The organism is Nostoc sp. DSM 114160, from assembly GCF_053470305.1.
The window spans coordinates 307,520-324,258 of the sequence record NZ_JBPFGO010000003.1 but is presented as its reverse complement, the minus strand read 5'-3'; the positions used below and the strand labels follow the sequence as shown (position 1 = coordinate 324,258).

General features: G+C 41.3%; 18 protein-coding genes and 4 pseudogenes. 13 read left to right on the top strand and 9 right to left on the bottom strand.

What is annotated here, in order from left to right:
* Nucleotides 1-50: 50 nt before the first annotated feature.
* Nucleotides 51-467 (bottom strand): DUF1824 family protein, encoded by a 417-nt coding sequence (locus tag NSTCB13_RS26580; RefSeq protein ID WP_445627324.1) that lies wholly within the window; start codon nucleotides 465-467, stop codon nucleotides 51-53.
* A 419-nt stretch (nucleotides 468-886) separates the two neighbouring features.
* Complete coding sequence (locus NSTCB13_RS26575) at nucleotides 887-1,735, bottom strand: prohibitin family protein (RefSeq protein WP_322713057.1); 849 nt, start codon at nucleotides 1,733-1,735, stop codon at nucleotides 887-889.
* Nucleotides 1,736-2,034: 299 nt separating this feature from the next.
* On the opposite strand from NSTCB13_RS26575, the gene NSTCB13_RS26570 reads away from it, so the two are divergent.
* Together NSTCB13_RS26570 and ccmS are read left to right on the top strand one after the other, a co-directional pair.
* Nucleotides 2,035-3,843 (top strand): ABC transporter ATP-binding protein, encoded by a 1,809-nt coding sequence (locus NSTCB13_RS26570; protein WP_448274364.1) that lies wholly within the window; start codon nucleotides 2,035-2,037, stop codon nucleotides 3,841-3,843.
* Between the two features lie 38 nt (nucleotides 3,844-3,881).
* Nucleotides 3,882-4,310, top strand: coding sequence for a beta-carboxysome assembly chaperone CcmS (gene ccmS, locus NSTCB13_RS26565; protein WP_448274363.1), 429 nt, complete (start codon nucleotides 3,882-3,884; stop codon nucleotides 4,308-4,310).
* A 9-nt stretch (nucleotides 4,311-4,319) separates the two neighbouring features.
* Here ccmS and NSTCB13_RS26560 read toward each other — a convergent pair.
* The 3 genes and pseudogenes from NSTCB13_RS26560 to NSTCB13_RS26550 form a co-directional block, all read right to left on the bottom strand.
* Nucleotides 4,320-4,976: pseudogene (locus tag NSTCB13_RS26560) on the bottom strand (Rpn family recombination-promoting nuclease/putative transposase); the annotation flags it as partial.
* 6 nt (nucleotides 4,977-4,982) lie between these two features.
* The gene (locus NSTCB13_RS26555; RefSeq protein WP_448274361.1) at nucleotides 4,983-5,402 is read right to left on the bottom strand and encodes a putative toxin-antitoxin system toxin component, PIN family; all 420 of its coding nucleotides are present in this window, start codon (nucleotides 5,400-5,402) and stop codon (nucleotides 4,983-4,985) included.
* On the bottom strand, nucleotides 5,402-5,641 hold the full coding sequence (locus tag NSTCB13_RS26550) for a hypothetical protein (RefSeq protein WP_448274359.1): 240 nt from the start codon (nucleotides 5,639-5,641) through the stop codon (nucleotides 5,402-5,404). The genes NSTCB13_RS26555 and NSTCB13_RS26550 overlap by 1 nt, the downstream gene beginning before the upstream one ends.
* Before the next feature lie 208 nt (nucleotides 5,642-5,849).
* Between NSTCB13_RS26550 and NSTCB13_RS26545 the strand changes: the two genes are divergently transcribed.
* Nucleotides 5,850-6,020, top strand: coding sequence for a hypothetical protein (locus tag NSTCB13_RS26545; protein WP_448274357.1), 171 nt, complete (start codon nucleotides 5,850-5,852; stop codon nucleotides 6,018-6,020).
* A 77-nt stretch (nucleotides 6,021-6,097) separates the two neighbouring features.
* Here NSTCB13_RS26545 and NSTCB13_RS26540 read toward each other — a convergent pair.
* A pseudogene (locus NSTCB13_RS26540) lies at nucleotides 6,098-8,294 on the bottom strand (tetratricopeptide repeat protein).
* 150 nt (nucleotides 8,295-8,444) lie between these two features.
* Nucleotides 8,445-8,684, bottom strand: a pseudogene (locus tag NSTCB13_RS26535) (hypothetical protein); the annotation flags it as partial.
* 369 nt (nucleotides 8,685-9,053) lie between these two features.
* On the opposite strand from NSTCB13_RS26535, the gene NSTCB13_RS26530 reads away from it, so the two are divergent.
* From NSTCB13_RS26530 to NSTCB13_RS26515, 4 genes are all read left to right on the top strand, one after another.
* On the top strand, nucleotides 9,054-9,227 hold the full coding sequence (locus NSTCB13_RS26530; protein ID WP_445627334.1) for a hypothetical protein: 174 nt from the start codon (nucleotides 9,054-9,056) through the stop codon (nucleotides 9,225-9,227).
* 104 nt (nucleotides 9,228-9,331) lie between these two features.
* Complete coding sequence (locus NSTCB13_RS26525; protein WP_322713050.1) at nucleotides 9,332-9,559, top strand: hypothetical protein; 228 nt, start codon at nucleotides 9,332-9,334, stop codon at nucleotides 9,557-9,559.
* The gene (locus NSTCB13_RS26520; protein WP_448274355.1) at nucleotides 9,556-9,828 is read left to right on the top strand and encodes a type II toxin-antitoxin system RelE family toxin; all 273 of its coding nucleotides are present in this window, start codon (nucleotides 9,556-9,558) and stop codon (nucleotides 9,826-9,828) included. Before NSTCB13_RS26525 ends, NSTCB13_RS26520 begins: the two co-directional genes overlap by 4 nt.
* Before the next feature lie 59 nt (nucleotides 9,829-9,887).
* Nucleotides 9,888-10,580, top strand: coding sequence for a PD-(D/E)XK nuclease family protein (locus NSTCB13_RS26515; protein WP_448274353.1), 693 nt, complete (start codon nucleotides 9,888-9,890; stop codon nucleotides 10,578-10,580).
* A 136-nt stretch (nucleotides 10,581-10,716) separates the two neighbouring features.
* Here NSTCB13_RS26515 and NSTCB13_RS26510 read toward each other — a convergent pair.
* Nucleotides 10,717-12,100, bottom strand: a pseudogene (locus tag NSTCB13_RS26510) (cytochrome P450).
* A 17-nt stretch (nucleotides 12,101-12,117) separates the two neighbouring features.
* Between NSTCB13_RS26510 and NSTCB13_RS26505 the strand changes: the two are divergent.
* From NSTCB13_RS26505 to NSTCB13_RS26490, 4 genes are read left to right on the top strand one after another with little or no spacing between them, the layout of a single operon-like run.
* Nucleotides 12,118-12,384, top strand: coding sequence for a hypothetical protein (locus NSTCB13_RS26505; protein WP_445627339.1), 267 nt, complete (start codon nucleotides 12,118-12,120; stop codon nucleotides 12,382-12,384).
* 3 nt (nucleotides 12,385-12,387) lie between these two features.
* The gene (locus NSTCB13_RS26500) at nucleotides 12,388-13,020 is read left to right on the top strand and encodes a ParA family protein (RefSeq protein WP_322671549.1); all 633 of its coding nucleotides are present in this window, start codon (nucleotides 12,388-12,390) and stop codon (nucleotides 13,018-13,020) included.
* A gap of 2 nt (nucleotides 13,021-13,022) precedes the next feature.
* Nucleotides 13,023-13,661: a hypothetical protein gene (locus NSTCB13_RS26495; RefSeq protein WP_445627340.1), complete on the top strand. Its 639-nt coding sequence runs from the start codon at nucleotides 13,023-13,025 to the stop codon at nucleotides 13,659-13,661.
* Nucleotides 13,662-13,677: 16 nt separating this feature from the next.
* Entirely contained in the window at nucleotides 13,678-14,067 is a 390-nt protein-coding gene (locus NSTCB13_RS26490; protein WP_448274351.1) for a tautomerase family protein, read from the top strand.
* Between the two features lie 290 nt (nucleotides 14,068-14,357).
* Here NSTCB13_RS26490 and NSTCB13_RS26485 read toward each other — a convergent pair whose 3' ends face one another.
* A complete protein-coding gene (locus NSTCB13_RS26485) occupies nucleotides 14,358-15,251 on the bottom strand; it encodes an alpha/beta fold hydrolase (protein WP_448274349.1) in 894 nt (297 codons plus the stop codon).
* A 370-nt stretch (nucleotides 15,252-15,621) separates the two neighbouring features.
* On the opposite strand from NSTCB13_RS26485, the gene NSTCB13_RS26480 reads away from it, so the two are divergent.
* Together NSTCB13_RS26480 and NSTCB13_RS26475 are read left to right on the top strand one after the other, a co-directional pair.
* The gene (locus tag NSTCB13_RS26480; RefSeq protein ID WP_445627343.1) at nucleotides 15,622-15,933 is read left to right on the top strand and encodes a BMC domain-containing protein; all 312 of its coding nucleotides are present in this window, start codon (nucleotides 15,622-15,624) and stop codon (nucleotides 15,931-15,933) included.
* A gap of 82 nt (nucleotides 15,934-16,015) precedes the next feature.
* Nucleotides 16,016-16,363: a carbon dioxide-concentrating mechanism protein CcmK gene (locus NSTCB13_RS26475; RefSeq protein WP_445627344.1), complete on the top strand. Its 348-nt coding sequence runs from the start codon at nucleotides 16,016-16,018 to the stop codon at nucleotides 16,361-16,363.
* The last annotated feature ends 376 nt before the right edge of the window (nucleotides 16,364-16,739 follow it).

Below are 16,739 nucleotides of genomic sequence, written 5' to 3'. Positions count from 1 at the left end.
TTTCATTAGTGAGTAGGTAAGGTATTTGCCTTACCTACATTCGCAAAACTCTATACAAATAAGTCCAAGGGAAGGTGTCCATACATTTCGTTGATTCCATCTTCGTCATAAGACTGGCAAGATACTAATACACCACGATGATGTCCATCATAGGAATCAAGATAACACAAGCCGTTTTTGCCATTTAATTTGATATAAACTGGCCCTTCGGGTGTAAGTAAATTGTTTGGTGGTTCGTAACCCAAAGCCAGAGAATAGGTTTTCATTGCCAATATTCCTTCTTCTGCGGTATCAGCACAAATTCCCAAAATTTGGTAATCAGTAAGCTTGGTGAGCAAAATTAAGGCATTACGAATTACTATTTTTTCTGATGAGTTGAGGATAGGGGCAATGTCTAGACAGTTGAATTTGTTCAGGAATTTTTTCGCTTCTTCGGCAGTGAGATTTTGAGGATTGGAGGTTGACATAAACTTCGACTATTTTCTGGTTAGTTTTTCTGTGGTGTTTGAGTTGGGACTAGTACCGCAAGGCAAAAGTCAAAAGTCATACCATTTTGGATTTTAGATTTTAGACTTCGGCTCCTTTCGACTTCGCTCAAGGCAAGTCGCTCAGTCGAACGATTTTGGATTGTGAAACATCTATTGGATAAATGTTTCAGTTTTCCATCTGTCGCAATCATTTTTCAAATTGGTATCACTCATGCTTAAATTTTGTGCTTTCTGGCTGTAATGAAATGGAACGTTTCCACTGACCTGTACTAACCCAACTTATACCATTCTGGATTTTAGGTTTTTAATTGGAAATAGTCCAATGTATTGTAGAATTTGTCTGAGGTCAGAGCAAATTCCATAATTTTAGACCTTGCGATCTCATGCCCACTTCCCTTTTATGGTTGATTTTGGACATTCCCAAGGTTGAATATAAAGGGTACGCCATTTTTTGAGTCATTACCCATAACCAAGACTTTCGGCATCTGAGCGCCACCCGTCTTCCAAGCTTCAATGGCTTCTTTTTGCAGAACCAACTGCCCTCCTTGAGCTTTGAGTGTCTCTGCTAAGAGTCTTTGAGCTTCTGCCCTACCTTTGGCACGATTAATGTCTGCTTGCGCTTCTTGTTCGGCTTCTCGTGCTACATAAACGGCTCTTTGCGCCCGTTGTTCAGCAATTTGTTTTTCTTCGACTGCTCTGGCAAATTCTGGTGAGAATGCTAAATCAACTACGCTAGTATCTAATACAATTATCCCATATTTGTCTAAGCGATCGCCTAAGGCATTATCGAAGTCTTCTTTTAACTCACTTCGTTTGGTAATCGCTTCTTCTACTGTTCTTCTAGCTGCGGCAATTTTAAATGCTTCTTGTGTCTGAGGGGCAATGATTTTTGAGACAATATTCTCTAATGTTCCTTGTTTTCTTCTAACTTCAACTACCTGTATCGGATCGAGGCGAAAGTTAATTGCAAATCTTGCAGATAAATTTTGCAAATCTTTAGTAGAACTCTCCGCTGGCACTTCAAACTTTTGCACCGTCAAATCATACACATCTATTACGGAAATAAAAGGTGGTTTTAGGTGAATGCCTTCTAATAAAGCGCCATCTCTGGCTTTACCCAAGATGCTGATTACTCCTGCTTGTCCTGGGTTAATAATAATAAAGGAATTTAGCCCAATAATCACCAGTATTGCTAACACAATTCCCAAAACTGTGGTTTGCCAATTTCCCAATTGCTGATTTTTCAAATTCCTTTCTCCAATATTTAGTTAGTCATTTGTCATTTGTCACTTGTCATTGGTCATTGGTCATTGGTTATTAATTCTTCTCCCTCACTCCCCCATCTCCCCCATCTCCCCCGGTTACTGAGCGTCTTGCCTTGAGCGAAGTCGAAAGGAGTCGAAGTATGCTCCCCTGCTCCCTAGTCCTTGAATAAACTCAGTTACTAGTTTCTCATTAGTCTGTTTGAATCAATCTTCAGCCTCAGGACTTAAGACTCAAGACTTTGTTCCGTGGTAATATCAGTCACACGAAACCGCAAAAAACCGTGGCTACTGTATTAAAATCTCATCGGGTATCAAGAAGGCGTAAACATTCAACGTATCCTCTCCTGCGTTTGCTGGAGTATGGACACGAGTATCGCAAACAAATTTGGCTGGCGACTATTTATTCTATCCTCAATAAATTTTTCGATTTGGCACCACCTGGCTTAATTGGTGTGGCGGTGGATGTGGTAGTTAAGCAACAGGATTCCATAATTGCACAGTTAGGGGTGCGGGATGTCTTTGGACAATTTTTGATTATTTCCTTCCTGACTGTGGTCATTTGGATACTAGAATCGGTTTTTGAGTACGCCTACGCTCGACTTTGGCGGAATTTGGCTCAGAATATTCAGCATGACTTGCGTTTGGATGCATACAAACATTTGCAAGAGTTGGAATTGGCTTATTTTGAAGAACGCAGCACTGGCGGTTTAATGTCTATCCTCAGTGATGATATTAACCAATTAGAGCGGTTTTTGGATGGAGGAGCGAATGATATTATCCAAGTTTCTGCAACGGTTCTAATTATTGGCGCTGCTTTCTTTATTCTGGCTCCTAGTGTAGCGTGGATGGCCTTGTCACCAATGCCATTTATTCTCTGGGGTTCTTTTGCTTATCAACGACTACTTGCGCCTCGCTATGCTGATGTCCGCGAAAAGGTAGGTTTTCTCAATTCGCGGTTGTCAAACAATATCAGCGGAATTACTACTATTAAAAGTTTCACATCTGAAGCTTATGAAGCTTATCGTTTGGAATTAGATAGTGACGCTTATCGTCGTAGTAATAGGAGAGCAATTACTCTTTCTGCTGCTTTTGTGCCGTTAATTCGGATGCTAATTTTGGTGGGTTTCACAGCATTACTTTTATATGGCGGAATGGCAGCGGTTACTGGAGCTATGTCTGTAGGTACTTACAGCGTATTAGTGTTTTTAATCCAGCGATTGCTGTGGCCTTTAACTAGATTAGGCGAAACATTTGACCAATATCAAAGGGCAATGGCTTCTACTAATCGAGTTATGAATTTATTGGATACTCCTATTGCCATTCATACAGGTAATGTATCTTTACCTATAAATGAAGTGCGCGGGGAAGTGCAATTTAAAAATGTTTATTTTGCCTATAAAGATAGATTCCCAGTAATTAAAAATCTGTCTTTAAACGTTCCGGCGGGGAAAACCATTGCGATTGTCGGTTCAACTGGTTCTGGTAAAAGCACTTTAGTCAAACTTTTGTTGCGGTTGTATGAGGTGCAAGCTGGAAGCATTACTCTCGATGGCATTGATTTGCAAAATTTGAATTTGCAAGATTTACGTCGCTGCATTGGTTTGGTGAGTCAAGATGTCTTTCTATTTCATGGCACTGTAGCGGAGAATATTGCTTATGGTAGTTTTGAGACTAGAGAGCAAGAGATTATCACAGCGGCAAAGATAGCCGAGGCGCACGACTTTATTATCGAATTGCCCCAAGGTTATGAGACAATTGTGGGGGAAAGAGGACAAAAGTTATCTGGTGGACAAAGACAACGGATTGCGATCGCCCGTGCAGTTCTCAAAAATCCCCCGATTCTGATTTTAGATGAAGCGACCTCGGCAGTGGATAATGAAACAGAAGCAGCAATCCAGCGATCGCTAGAACGGATTACAGTAGATAGAACTACAATTGCGATCGCTCATCGTCTTTCCACTATTCGTAATGCTGATTGCATTTATGTCATGGAACATGGGAAATTAGTAGAGTCGGGAACCCACGAGCAATTGCTAGAGAAAGACGGTATTTATTCCGGCCTCTGGCGCGTACAGTCGGGTTTGAAATAAGTTGCGCCTATTGTCTGTGTCTTCATTACGAATTATTTATGTTTTTTGGTAATAGTCAACCAGAATCAGGTGATAACAAGTGGCGTCGCCAGTTGGATAAGTTTGTGAAAGCAAATCAGCAAGAATTGGCGGCGCTGTTTTGGGGATTGTGGTTAGCAAATGGTGACAGTCAGGGTACTGTTGGTATTGATTTGCAACCAACGCCGCATTTTGTTTATTGTCCGAAAGAGCAGATAGAGAATTTAAATAATAAGGTTGAGAATCGGCTTCAGGAAATTTTGGGAATTGTCGAGAATCACAAGCCGGAAGTGGAAGTTGTGATGATTGGGATTGGGAAGGGAGAAATTAAGTTAATTCAGTTTGCACCGGAACCAGCACCACCGATTTGTTTTGAGCAAGTTGGGAAGGATGTAGAGGGGTTATTGGATGTGCTGGAAGAGAGGATGAGGGAGGAGATTGTTTTTTAACGCAGAACATCACGATTCAAGTATTTGTCTCACTTCCTCTAGAGTTTCAGCTATGAGAATAGAACGTTGAATTGCCTTGAGTTCTTCGATATCAGATTTTTGAGAAATTTTTGGCATAAAATTCAATCCTTCATTGCCGAATTTTACTTCTAAGGTTAATTCGATGCTCGATAGCCTATCTTCTCGTTGTGCACCCTGGAATATTTCTTCATACCAGGGCGAAGAACGTAATACTGTCATATCCCACCTCATAATTTGTTGGACTAAGGCACTATCTAATACAAACGTAGCAAAAAATGCTAAGACCGTTTCAAGTTGATTTAATTGTTCATCTGTTTGCAGTAAATGCAATGCTTCTCGGATTGTAGACTCGTTTCGACCACCTTTAAGAATTGGAACAAACGGAAGTAACGAAGGTAAAGGTTGTTCAAAGGCGATGCTAACATCTACTTCCCAGAGATTAATAACGCGGTAATCTTGGCGTACTTGTAACCCAGCAATATTAGACTCGTATTGTGTGGGTATTTCTACATCACTCGTTTTGAGGATATTGATGAGTACGGGATAAGTTGGTAATTTATATTTTTCTTCTGCCAACCCTGCGTATGCACGCATCCGTCTTGGCATTTCGGGTTTATAGCGCAATTGCAATTCATTGAGAACGAGATTTTTTTAAACGTCATCTCGAACAAGCAAATTTAAAAAATCCGCAGCGTTGAGAATATAAATATCCTGGTATTTATTTAATGAAAGTAAGTGTTTATCACCTGTAATAATATGTGTTGCTTGACCGACAACTGCACACTCGACCACCATATCATCATCAGGATCGTCAACAACAACTTTCAGGCTGTTGGGAATTTCTACCAAGCGTGAAAAAGCAAGAATTTGCTCAATATCAATAGCTGCATCTGTCGGAGAACGATTTTGCTTTGTCTGCAACTTTTCGCGTAATTCTAATAAAATCTCTCGACAAGTTACAGATTCAATCTGCCCGTTTCTCGCAAGTTCTAAACAACGATAGGGACTACCTCGCCAACCTAACCCCGAAAAGAGCGTGTTTGTATCGAAAACAACTACATAAGAAATCATTACTTTTCATGCATCAGATTGTCTATGAATTCTTCTCGCTCTTGTTCAGTCATAATATCCCAGTTAAGACCGCGTGTTGTACTCAAAGAGCGCATCTGTAGCTCTCCGTAATCAAGTCTATTTTGCCACCAAGTATCTTGCTCTGCTTTGATGGCTTGCAATATCATACGCTGCTCTGGAATTGCTAGTTGCTTCACCAGTGTTATGACTTGCTCAACATTGAGATTAAGGGTTGCCATCTCTATAGCGCCTCAAGTGGGGAAATTTAAGGCTATTTTAACTAAATTAAAGCGATCGCAATCATCTCTCAACTATCAAAGGCGATCGCTTGTCGGTTTACAATCTAAATAAGAGCAATGTCTTCTCTACGAGACGCTACGCGAATGACGGGCTACGCCTACGCCCTCAAAACACCATCATTCCACCTCAAAACAAGAATATTCTCGTTTGGAACAAGAACGTTCTCACTTCAAACAGAAATGTTCTCGTTTGGAACAAGAACATTTTCGCTTCAAACAGAAACGTTCTCATTTGGAACAAGAACATTCTCACTTCAAACAAGAACGTTCTCGTTTAGAACAAAAACATTCTCATTTGAAACAGAAACGTTCTCGCTAAAAACAGGAATGTTCTCGTTTAGAACGCGAAACTTGCTGATAAAAGCTTGATTGATGGGGTTGGGAACAGGAATTTTGCTATTGTGAGGTGAGGCGATCGCGCAAATTTGCTAAATTTCCACGACAACCAATAGTATGGGGATGATTCGTCCCTAACCCTCGCTCAAAAATATCTAAAGCTTGTTGGTAGAGAGGTTCAGCTTCGCTGAATCTACCTTGGGAAGAGTACAGTCTTGCTAAGTTATTGAGGCTAGCGGCAACATCTGGATGTTTTTTTCCCAGTAATTTACGCCTGAGTCCTAAAGCTTGTCGGTAGAGGGGTTCAGCTTCGCTGTATCTGCCTTGGGAGTTGTAAAGTAACGCTAGGTTATTGAGGCTAGTAGCAACAGATGGATGTTCTTCTCCTAGCAATTGACGCCACATTGCCAATGCTTGGATGTAAAGGGGTTCAGCTTCGCTGTATCTGCCTTGGGAGTTGTAAAGTAACGCTAGGTTGTTAAGGCTAGTGGCGACATTTGGATGTTTTTCTCCCAGCAGTTGATGCCAGAGTGCCAATGCTTGGATAAAAAGGGGTTCGGCTTTGCTGTATCTGCTTTGGGAGTTGTAAAGTAACGCTAGGTTGTTGAGGCTAGTGGCGACATCTAGATGTTCTTCTCCCAGCAGCTTGCGCTTGAGTGCTAATGCTTGGATGTAAAGGGGTTCAGCTTCGCTGTATCTGCCTTGGGAGTCGTAGAGATACGCTAGGTTATTAAGGCTAGCGGCAACATATGGATGTTCTTCTCCCAGCAGTTGACGCCACAGTGCCAATGCTTGCATAAAAAGGGGTTCGGCTTCGCTGTATCTGCCTTGGGAGTCGTAGAGATACGCTAGGTTGTTGAGGCTAGTGGCGACATCTAGATGTTCTTCTCCCAGCAGCTTGCGCCTGAGTGCTAATGCTTGGATGTAAAGGGGTTCAGCTTCAGTGTATCTGCCTTGGGAGTTGTAGAGATACGCTAGGTTGTTGAGGCTAGCGGTGACATTTGGATGTTCTTCTCCCAAGCGCTTTTTAGTGACTTCTAGACATTGTTCATACCAGGGTAAAGCTTGGTTATATAAACCTTGACCATTATAAAATGTACCGATGCCGAAGAAAGGCCAAAATAAATCATCATTACTGAGGTATTGAATAAGATGATTTACTACTTCAGCTATATGGGGAATGCCGGGAGAAAGGGCGTTGATTTGCTTAAGGGTGGGGGTCTTCAGGAATATCTTTAGCAACTGCTACCATTACCTTGCAAAAATTTCGCTTTAATTCCTCTGCCTGTTCTAAACCTGTAAGCTTATATTGGAAAAACTCGCGCAACAGTGGATGTAATTGGTAAACTCCCTCATTTTTACGCTGGAGTAGATGTAAATTCAACAACTTATCATCCCGAATTTCCTCTAACTTTTCCTCGTCTTTCTCCGGTAAACACTGTTCCACTAAATCCCAAGGTATAGGCGCGGGTGCAAATAAACTCAATAAACAGCCCAACTGCTTATCATCGTCGTTTAATTCTTGCCAACTCAACTCAAAGGCTGCTAACACACCCCGTTGTGCTGTCATGTCGCCTTCTGGTTTAACAAGTGCGGGTTGTTCTAATCGCTTTTTCTCCAACCGTTGCAACATTTCTGTTAAAGAAAGGTCTACTTTGCGCTTCAAATATCGCCCCACTAATTCCAAACCCAAAGGCAAATATCCCAACCACTCACACAACTGATTTGCCACAGCTAATTCTTGCTCAATTCGCTGTGGTGTTTCTTTAAAAAATGACTTTAATAACTCCAGCGCCGCTTCTGGTTGCAATACATCCAGAGATAATTGCTTAATAGATGCTCCCAAGTATTGCCGTGTGGTAATCAACACTTTAAACCGGGAAGATGACGAGGGTAAATAAGGCTTAACCTGCTGATATTCCCCAACATCGTCTAACACTAGCAGCACATCGCCCTCACGCCAATGCCGCCAGCAGTATTGCACTTGGGCGAAGACATCCAAACCTTCTGGTAAGTTTAAATCAAGCACACTTCTGGCAAACCGCACAACTTCAATGCCCACATCACCAGATTTTGCCAACAACCAGCAAATTCCACCCTTGTAAGTTTCCCGGTGATTCCTGGCATATTGTAGGGCAAGTTCTGTTTTACCAACTCCACCCATGCCAGCAACAGCAGCTATTACAACCTGTTCATTTTCTTGCAAAAGCTGGTGGAGGTTTTCGAGGTCTTTTTCACGTCCAACAAACTCCACCACCCCACTCAAGGGAATATTTTCGTAAAACGTCGGCTTGGGTTTAGCTTTTCTCGCTTCAGCACGCTGGACACCAGGCTTTTGTTCTCTGAGGCGTTGCCATTCTGCATCGAATTGCTTTAAATTTCCATCTTTATCGCCTTTATCGCACCAAAGCGTCAGCTTAAAATGCCAGTTCTCTGAACCTCGCTTGTGTTCCCGCAAATCTTCTAGAACACCCAAAAACTCAGCAAGTGCTTTCAGTGCTTCTCGAACTTGTTCTTTCTCTAAACCACCAAGTAACGCCAAATCTCTTAGCTGTGTCCTCACAAGTAATTGCTTTGGTGTTTGCCAATTAAAGTCAATTTTAAAACGCTCACGGTTCTCTATCTCATCATTGGCATAAGCCAGCAACCTTTCTAACAGCTGCCTTACCCGCGCTTTAAGAGCTAATTTGTAAACTCAAGTAAAGTACTTGTCTTGCAAGGATTTCAGGAATTTGAGTCAAAAAAATACTTATTCGCTGAAACTCAGACCTAGTAACGAGTTGAGTATCCTTCAGATTTTCTTTACGAATCAGCTCTAACATCATCGCCATAGCTAACACGCGCCATCGGTTACTTTTGCTCAAATTTAGACAAAGTTTCGGGAATCCCCAAACTTAATCTAGCATCCCCAAACTCAAATCTTTGGGTATTCACCCATTACAGCCAACAAACAACTGTATTTGCTTTCACTGACTACCCCAAATCTACCGTTGCTTCAGTATTCCAGGTGAAACAAATGCAAAAAGCAACGAAATCTATCAATATTAAAAAGCTGGTGACAGTTTTACTATTTGTAATTCCCTTAATTGCAGACTGGTTAATCCCAGGTTCGGGTATTTTGATTGAAATTACCTTTCTAATTTGGGAATTGCTGGAACCAGAGGAGACACAAGGGGATGATTTGAAGTAAAAGTAATATGTAGAGTCGAATGTCACTTACTTAAACTGGATTTAGATCCCCGACTTCTTGAAGAAGTCGGGGATCTGGGCAGCTAATAACGCTAAAGTCATACTATGACTACAAAAATCACAACCCAAATGCAAACTGATAAATACCCTTTTGCTCAAGAACTGATTACCGATATGGAAGGTAATATCCGTAAAGTAGTCATAGATTTTGATGACTATCTACGCTTGCTAGAAGCTATTGAAGATGAAGGACTTATCTTAGCAATGAAGGCAGTAGAACATGAAATACCTCTAAATATTGATGAAGCATTAGCACAACTAGAACAAGAGTGATTACCCAATATCTACCCAGCTTTATCAAGGATCTCAAAGCTCTGAAAAGTACACCTTACTATGAGACTATTAGAACCCTTGCTTTTGAAGAAATACCACAAATATTAACCTTTGAAGAAATTACTAACCTCAAAAAACTTCAGGGTTATGAAAATGCTTATCGCATCCGCGTCGGTGATTATCGTATAGGACTTATTTTTGATGGAGAAACAGTCCTATTTCAGCGAGTGCTGCACCGGAAAGATATTTATCGTTATTTCCCGAAATAAAACCATCTCAATTACGAATTACCTTAGCGTAGCGGGGCGTAGCCCATTACGAATTACAAATGCAATTTAATACCCAACTACTACCTCGAATTAATAGTAAATCCCTGAGAGAAAATGGCAAACAATATTATGTAGATGCCAAGGGGAACCGCTTCCCTAGCGTCACCACAATACTTAATGTCACCAAACCCCAAGCAGACAGAGACAGATTATTAAATTGGAAAGCGCGTGTTGGAACAGAAGAAGCCACCCGCATATCTACAAACGCCAGTCGTCGGGGAACCCAAACACACAAACAAATTGAGCGCTACCTCCTGGGGCAAAATCCTGTTTGTCCCGAAGCCAGTCGCCCTTACTGGGAAAGTATTCAGCCAGTTTTAGCAGAAATCGACACAGTAAAACTCGTAGAAGGCTCCGTTTTTCATTACGATTTGAGCTATTCTGGCAAAGTCGATTGTATTGCCAGCTATCAAGGCATTCCCTGTATTTGCGAGTGGAAAACAGCAGACAAACCTAAAGGTTCAATCGAGCATTTATACGAACATCCACTACAACTTACAGCATACATTGGAGCAATTAACAACTATTATCGAGATTATGGCATTCAGCTAAATCATGCTTTGTTGGTAGTCGCAATTCCAGAGATGCCAGCCGAGGTATTTTGGTTTGAACCAGCAGCGATTAAAGATTACTGGCAGCAATGGGAAAAAAGAGTCGCCGAATATTGGGAACGCAGAAGTGTTTGGAGTTGATGAGTGGGATTCTGGTTCAAAGATGCAGTAAGTGCTTTGATTTAAATTGGTGCGATCGCATGATTTTGTAATTCGAGTTTTGTCATAGTTATTACCCCATAGTATGGGTGGGCATTTTAATTCCCACCCTAGTTACCTAAACTAACGCTGGTGTATTTGCACGCTTAACTTGAGGTGTTGCAACCATCCGCATTCCGGCTGGTGCAGCTAAAGTTAACCCACGGCGCACAGGACGCACGGGGACGTTTATTCACTAGCGAAACTTGGAATTCTGACAAAACAGTTGCCAAAACAATTTTCATTTCATACTGAGCAAATGCCATTCCAATACAGCGACGATTACCGCCACCAAAGGGTAAATATTCATAAGGTGAATATTGTCTTCCTAAAAAGCGTTCTGGTTTGAACTGCTTGGATTGTGGGTAAACTTCTTCCCGATGATGCGCTAAATAAATGCTGGGGATTATTACCGTTCCCTCTCGCAGTTCGTAGCCCATAATTGTAATTGGGGTTTTCACAATCCGGGGGAAAGCAGTCATGACAATTGGGTAAAGTCGCAATGTCTCTTGGCAAACTGCTGTCAAATAGGGCAATTTACCTACACTACTCAAATCGGAGTTAACTCCAATGGTGTTGAGTTCCTTTAGTAATTTCTCACGCACTTCTGGTAAACGATCGATCCAGTAAAAAGCCCATGTCAATGCTGAAGCAGTAGTTTCATGTCCCGCAACTAGCAGCGTCATTAACTCATCATGTAATTCTTCATCTGACATCCCTTGACCATCGTCGTAACGAGCCGCCATCATCAAACTGAGGATATCTTGGCGATTTTGATCTAGTTCAGCCCGACGTTCTCGAAGTAAAGCATAAATAAGTTGATCGATTTTTTGCCGTTGTTGCAGAACCCAACCCCAAGGACTCCACGCACCAAAATCTTTTTGCATGAACTGGAAGAAGAAGGCGCTGGACATTACAGGCGAACTAATGAAGTCTAATAAGTCACTTAGCGATCGCCTCAGTTCTTCAAACAGCTGTCCATCATTCAAACCAAATACAACCCGCAGAATAACACGCAAGGTAATTTCTTGCATCGACTCACGGATCTTAAAAGGTTTACCAATTTGCCATTCATGAGTCACCTGTCGGGTTATTTCCCGAATTTCCTCGCCATAAGCGCGCATTCTTTCGCCATGAAAGGGAGGAGCTAATAATTGCCGTTGCCTCTGGTGGCGATCGCCATCCGTTAACATGAAGGAGCGATCGCCAAGCAAAAATTTTAGTCCTATGTTCCCCCTCCCAACCTCAAAATGCCTAGAATCAGCAGTAAAAATCTGCTCAAGTGCTTTAGGTTGACTAAAATACACAAGATGGTTATCAGAGCTACTACTCCTGATCGTGAAAGTGTCACCGTAGATTTGGGCAAAATCATCCACATATTTCACTGGCTGAGTAATAAACTTGATCATTCTTAGCCAGCGCGGCATTTGAGGCCCATTGGGCAGATTGTAAGTTGTTGTCATAGAATTTTAGGGAGTTAATGGCTTCTAAATTTTATTGTTACGACTTTTCATGTTACTTAGGGTTACAGAAAGCGGTATATTCATCATTGGGGACTAGGGACTGGAAACTGGGAACTGAAAAAGAAGACAAAGAGGATAATAATAACTCTTGTACAGACGCGATTAATCGCTCCTGTACAGACGCGATTAATCGCGTCTCTACTCTTAACTCAGCACTCAGCACTCCTAACTCAGCACGGGCTAAACGCCCCGCTACCGCTAACAAAAGGCAGCATCGGAAGTAAGCAGTGCCAAAAATCATCGCTATTCTCAACGGTAAAGGAGGAGTCGGTAAAACGACTACCGCAGTCAATCTGGCTGCAAACTTTGCGAAGAAAAAAAAGGTGCTGCTGATTGATGCAGATATTCAAGGTTCTGCCAGTTGGTGGTTTGGGCGCAGTCAGCAGGGAATGGGATTTGATTTATCTCAAGAAACAGATCCCGCACTTTTAGGTGATTTAGCAAAGATAACAGGTTACGATTTAGTAGTGGTGGATACACCTCCCGCGCTACGCTCTGAAGCATTAGTGGCGGTAGTTGCGATCGCAGATTATCTAGTTTTGCCGACACCCCCATCTGCAATGGATTTAGCAATCCTCGTGGAAACAGTCAAGGAAGCCGTCATCCCTGTGGGAACCCCCCATCGGGTATTGCTCACCAAAGTCGATACTCGCAGTTTGGGGGAAGCACAAGAAGCAAAAAACACTCTAACTCGCTTAGGTATTCCTACTTGTAATACCTTCATCCGTGCCTATAAAGCTCATGAACGAGCAGCACTAGAAGGTGTAGCGATTACTCAATGGCGAGGCGGAAACGCACGGGAGGCGGAATTAGACTACCGCCGTGCAGCTGATGAATTACAGCGTGATTGGAGAAAATAATAATGGCTAGGAAACAAAGTCTCTCTGACTTACTACAAGAAGAGGCGCAAAAATTTACACCCCCAGAAGGTGAATCTGCGATTGAAGTTACAGCAGAAAAAATAGCCGAAGAACAGGCTGCATCTGATGAGGAATCGTTAGGACAACCACTTGAGCCAACTTCTACTAAACGCAGTCCCACTAAAGCTGATTTAGAAGCAACTGTCAAAGAATTGACAAGTAATCTAGAAGCAAGCCATAAAAAGGAAGCATCTCTTGGACAAGAAGTTGCTGATTTGCAATCAAAATTATCTAAACAAAAAACATTTGTATCAGAACAAAAATCATTACTAGAACAGCTAACAAAAGAACTTGATGAAACCAAAAAAACAGCACTGCAACTTGCAGAAGCAAATTCCCAGCTTATAGAAGAAATTAATTCTTTCAAACAAAAAGTAGAACAAAAAGCAATACAAAAAGCAGAAGAGAAATCTAAACTTGTTGTCAAAGAAACTAGCGCGATCAAACCAGTAAAAGACCATTACAATCCACTTAACTACAAAAAATCACATCGCTCATCGGAAACGCTAGCTCAAAATCAACCTCAAAATCAACCGAATGAGTATCCCGATAGTTCTAATGAGATGTGGTTACTTGACTAGAATCAGTTAAAGATTAATGGTACAAATCAAAATCTATGGCACTGCTTCATTTATTCGTCATTCTCGCAGTGCCATTTCTGACGCAATTCATTCTTGTGTTACTGAAGCTTTAATATATCCTCAAGACAAGCGTGCCCATCGGTTCTTTCCTCTCGAACCCGATGATTTTATCTATCCTTTAGGACGTTCAGAGAAATACATCATCATTGAGATTAGTATGTTTGAGGGACGCACTATTGAAACGAAAAAGAAACTAATTAGGTTGTTGTTTTCCCGCTTATCTGAACAAGTTGCAATTGCACCTATAGATATAGAAATCACGATTACAGAAACCCCAAAACACAACTGGGGTATCCGAGGAACAACAGGAGATGAATTAAACCTAAATTACCAAGTGCAAGTGTAAATCTTTGGAGCTTGTAAGGTGGGCATTGTAATGGCATTATAATGCCCACCTAAATGCAAGACAGGTTTGCGTTAGCGTTCGCGCAGCGTTCCGCAGGAAAGCTCACCGTACTCCTTTGGAGAAGCAAGCTACGCGTAGCGTCTCGTAGAGAAGGTATCGCTCTAGCTACATTCCCTAAAATTATGTGAAACATAATTAAAGACAAAAATAGTAGCTATATCACAGAAGCCATTAGCAACAGATACAACACTTTCCAGATCGCCGTTACAGAAAAATTATTGAGATTTGAGCTATCTTTCAACTCGAAAGTCTAAAATATGCTGCGCGGTGATTTGTGGTTGTTCCAAGTGTGGGAGATGACCACAATCTTGAATCCACGTAAGAGTATTGTGTGGAATTGCCCTTTTAAATCTTATGGCATCTTTAGTACCCAAAATTTTATCGGAATCGCCCCACAAAATTAGCGTTTGTTGCAAAATTTTTGATATGGTTGTGAATCTAAAAGCACTGTAACCGCCACTTTTAGTAAAAGAAATCAGAGCTTGATGCCAACTCGGCATTTGTAAATGTAATGCTCCACAACATAACGCATCGATAGAGGCAAGAGTTTGATTTTTATATCCAATGCGAGAAACGCGATCGCGCACTTTCATATTACTCAAAAACTGAGTTGCTAAATAATCTAATGGGGGAAACATGAATTTGCTCAATGGCGAACCACCCGCCAATCCCGCACTGTCAATTAAAACCAGCTTTTTGACTACTTCTGGGTAAGCCAATGTAAAATCAATCGCCGTCGCACCACCCATCGAAGCGCCCACTAAAATTACAGGTTGGTTAATTAAGCTTTTCCAAAAATAATAAAGATGGGTTTTAATTGCAGTTGGGCTATAAGCAATTCCTGAGAGTCTATCTGTAAACCCAAAACCCAACAAATCCACCGCCCAAGTTTCATTATCTTCAGAAAGTAGTGGCAAAAGCCGCCGAAATTCTAACACAGAACTGTCAAAGCCGTGAATTAATAAAATTGGAGTTCCACCACTCCCTTGCTTGACAAATGTTGTAGTTACTGCTTCATTAGTTAAAGGAGTAGCGATCGCAGTTGTTTGAATACTCCGAGCTAGTGCGATCGAAGTAGGTTCTGTGAGTTGCTCAACTGCTGTAGGAAGAAAATTCGGAAACATAAATTTCAGTCGATCGTACTAGTACAGGTCGGCAAAAATAAATCACCCATTCCAAATCAATGAAATGCTTATGCTGTATTCATTTTTAATTTTTAATTCCACCTTGCGCTACTAGCTTGCTTCCACCCATAACTAATTTTGTTAAACAATAAAGTTACACAACCTAAGATACTGAAGTATTATTTGTAATATTATATATAAAACATAAGCTAGGGACTATCAAAATATTCTAACTCCCAACAGACATGATTAATCGCGTCTCTACTCCCCAAAAAAATATGGCATCAAAGAAAGTTTTCCAAAATGTCAAAATGGGGACTAAAGCCACGTACAATTAAAATCGCTTATCCTTAATCCAGGAGCTAATGCCATGCCAATGGCGGTTGGCGTAATTGAAACTTTAGGTTTTCCGAGTGTCTTAGCAGCAGCAGATGCAATGGTCAAAGCTGCCGCAGTTACAATTGTGTATTATGGTCAAGCGGAGAGCGCTCGCTTGTTAGTCGCCGTCCGGGGACAGGTTTCTGAAGTAAATAGAGCTGTTGAAGCCGGAATCGTAGCTGGAGAGGAAGTAAAGGTTGGTACAGTAATTACCCACTACATCGTTCCCAATCCCCCAGAAAATGTCGAAACCATATTACCAATCCATTTCACTGAAGAATCAGAACCTTTCCGCATCTTCTAAGCAATTTTGCTATTCATTATCTGTAGCGAAGCTTCGTACAATTAACTTGTAGCCCCCAGTTTGTTCATACAGGAGATTAATAATGTCATTACAGGCAGTTGGAGCACTTGAAACTAAAGGTTTTCCTGCCGTGCTAGCAGCAGCAGATGCTATGGTAAAAGCTGGTCGAGTTACCCTCGTTGGTTATATCAGAGTGGGTAGCGCCCGTTTTACAGTTAATATTCGTGGCGATGTTTCTGAGGTAAAGACAGCTATGGCTGCTGGTGTTGAAGCCGCAGAAAATGTTTATGGCGGTACACTTGAATCCTGGGTGATTATTCCTCGTCCCCATGAAAACGTTGAAGCTGTTCTACCAATTGGTTACACAGAACAAGTCCAAAGGTATCGAGAATCTGTAGAAAATCCCATTGTTAGATCGAACAATCGATAGATTTAACCTCCTGCGGGGGAATTCAAAACAAAAACTTCCCATAAATGAATTTAAAGAGAAGTTTTTTGTCAGGCTTCTGACTATCAAAACTTTAGAGGATTACATTTCTTCTGTTTTTAGATTTTGCATAAGTTGAATTTGGAAGCAGAGGAAAAGCAACAGTCAGGGGTCAATAGTCAAAACCAATATTGACTGTTGACTGTTCATTTTTATAAATATAAAAGCTTTAAGAATAACTTACTAAGATGAAAGGTGTAGTTGTGACTGAAGCTAGTTTAAAAAAGATAAATTTGCCTATCAATCCTTACTATTATTTTATACAACGACTTCCCAAACATCTTTTGAAACCACAATTACCGTATATACACTTAATTAA

What these genes read in the sequence shown, in the direction of transcription:
- NSTCB13_RS26580 (WP_445627324.1), bottom strand. Translation starts at nt 467, where the DNA reads ATGTCAACCTCCAATCCTCAAAATCTCACTGCCGAAGAAGCGAAAAAA.
- ccmS (WP_448274363.1), top strand. Translation starts at nt 3,882, where the DNA reads ATGTTTTTTGGTAATAGTCAACCAGAATCAGGTGATAACAAGTGGCGT.
- NSTCB13_RS26555 (WP_448274361.1), bottom strand. Translation starts at nt 5,402, where the DNA reads ATGATTTCTTATGTAGTTGTTTTCGATACAAACACGCTCTTTTCGGGG.
- NSTCB13_RS26550 (WP_448274359.1), bottom strand. Translation starts at nt 5,641, where the DNA reads ATGGCAACCCTTAATCTCAATGTTGAGCAAGTCATAACACTGGTGAAG.
- NSTCB13_RS26530 (WP_445627334.1), top strand. Translation starts at nt 9,054, where the DNA reads ATGCAAAAAGCAACGAAATCTATCAATATTAAAAAGCTGGTGACAGTT.
- NSTCB13_RS26525 (WP_322713050.1), top strand. Translation starts at nt 9,332, where the DNA reads ATGACTACAAAAATCACAACCCAAATGCAAACTGATAAATACCCTTTT.
- NSTCB13_RS26515 (WP_448274353.1), top strand. Translation starts at nt 9,888, where the DNA reads ATGCAATTTAATACCCAACTACTACCTCGAATTAATAGTAAATCCCTG.
- NSTCB13_RS26505 (WP_445627339.1), top strand. Translation starts at nt 12,118, where the DNA reads ATGGCTTCTAAATTTTATTGTTACGACTTTTCATGTTACTTAGGGTTA.
- NSTCB13_RS26495 (WP_445627340.1), top strand. Translation starts at nt 13,023, where the DNA reads ATGGCTAGGAAACAAAGTCTCTCTGACTTACTACAAGAAGAGGCGCAA.
- NSTCB13_RS26490 (WP_448274351.1), top strand. Translation starts at nt 13,678, where the DNA reads ATGGTACAAATCAAAATCTATGGCACTGCTTCATTTATTCGTCATTCT.
- NSTCB13_RS26485 (WP_448274349.1), bottom strand. Translation starts at nt 15,251, where the DNA reads ATGTTTCCGAATTTTCTTCCTACAGCAGTTGAGCAACTCACAGAACCT.
- NSTCB13_RS26480 (WP_445627343.1), top strand. Translation starts at nt 15,622, where the DNA reads ATGCCAATGGCGGTTGGCGTAATTGAAACTTTAGGTTTTCCGAGTGTC.
- NSTCB13_RS26475 (WP_445627344.1), top strand. Translation starts at nt 16,016, where the DNA reads ATGTCATTACAGGCAGTTGGAGCACTTGAAACTAAAGGTTTTCCTGCC.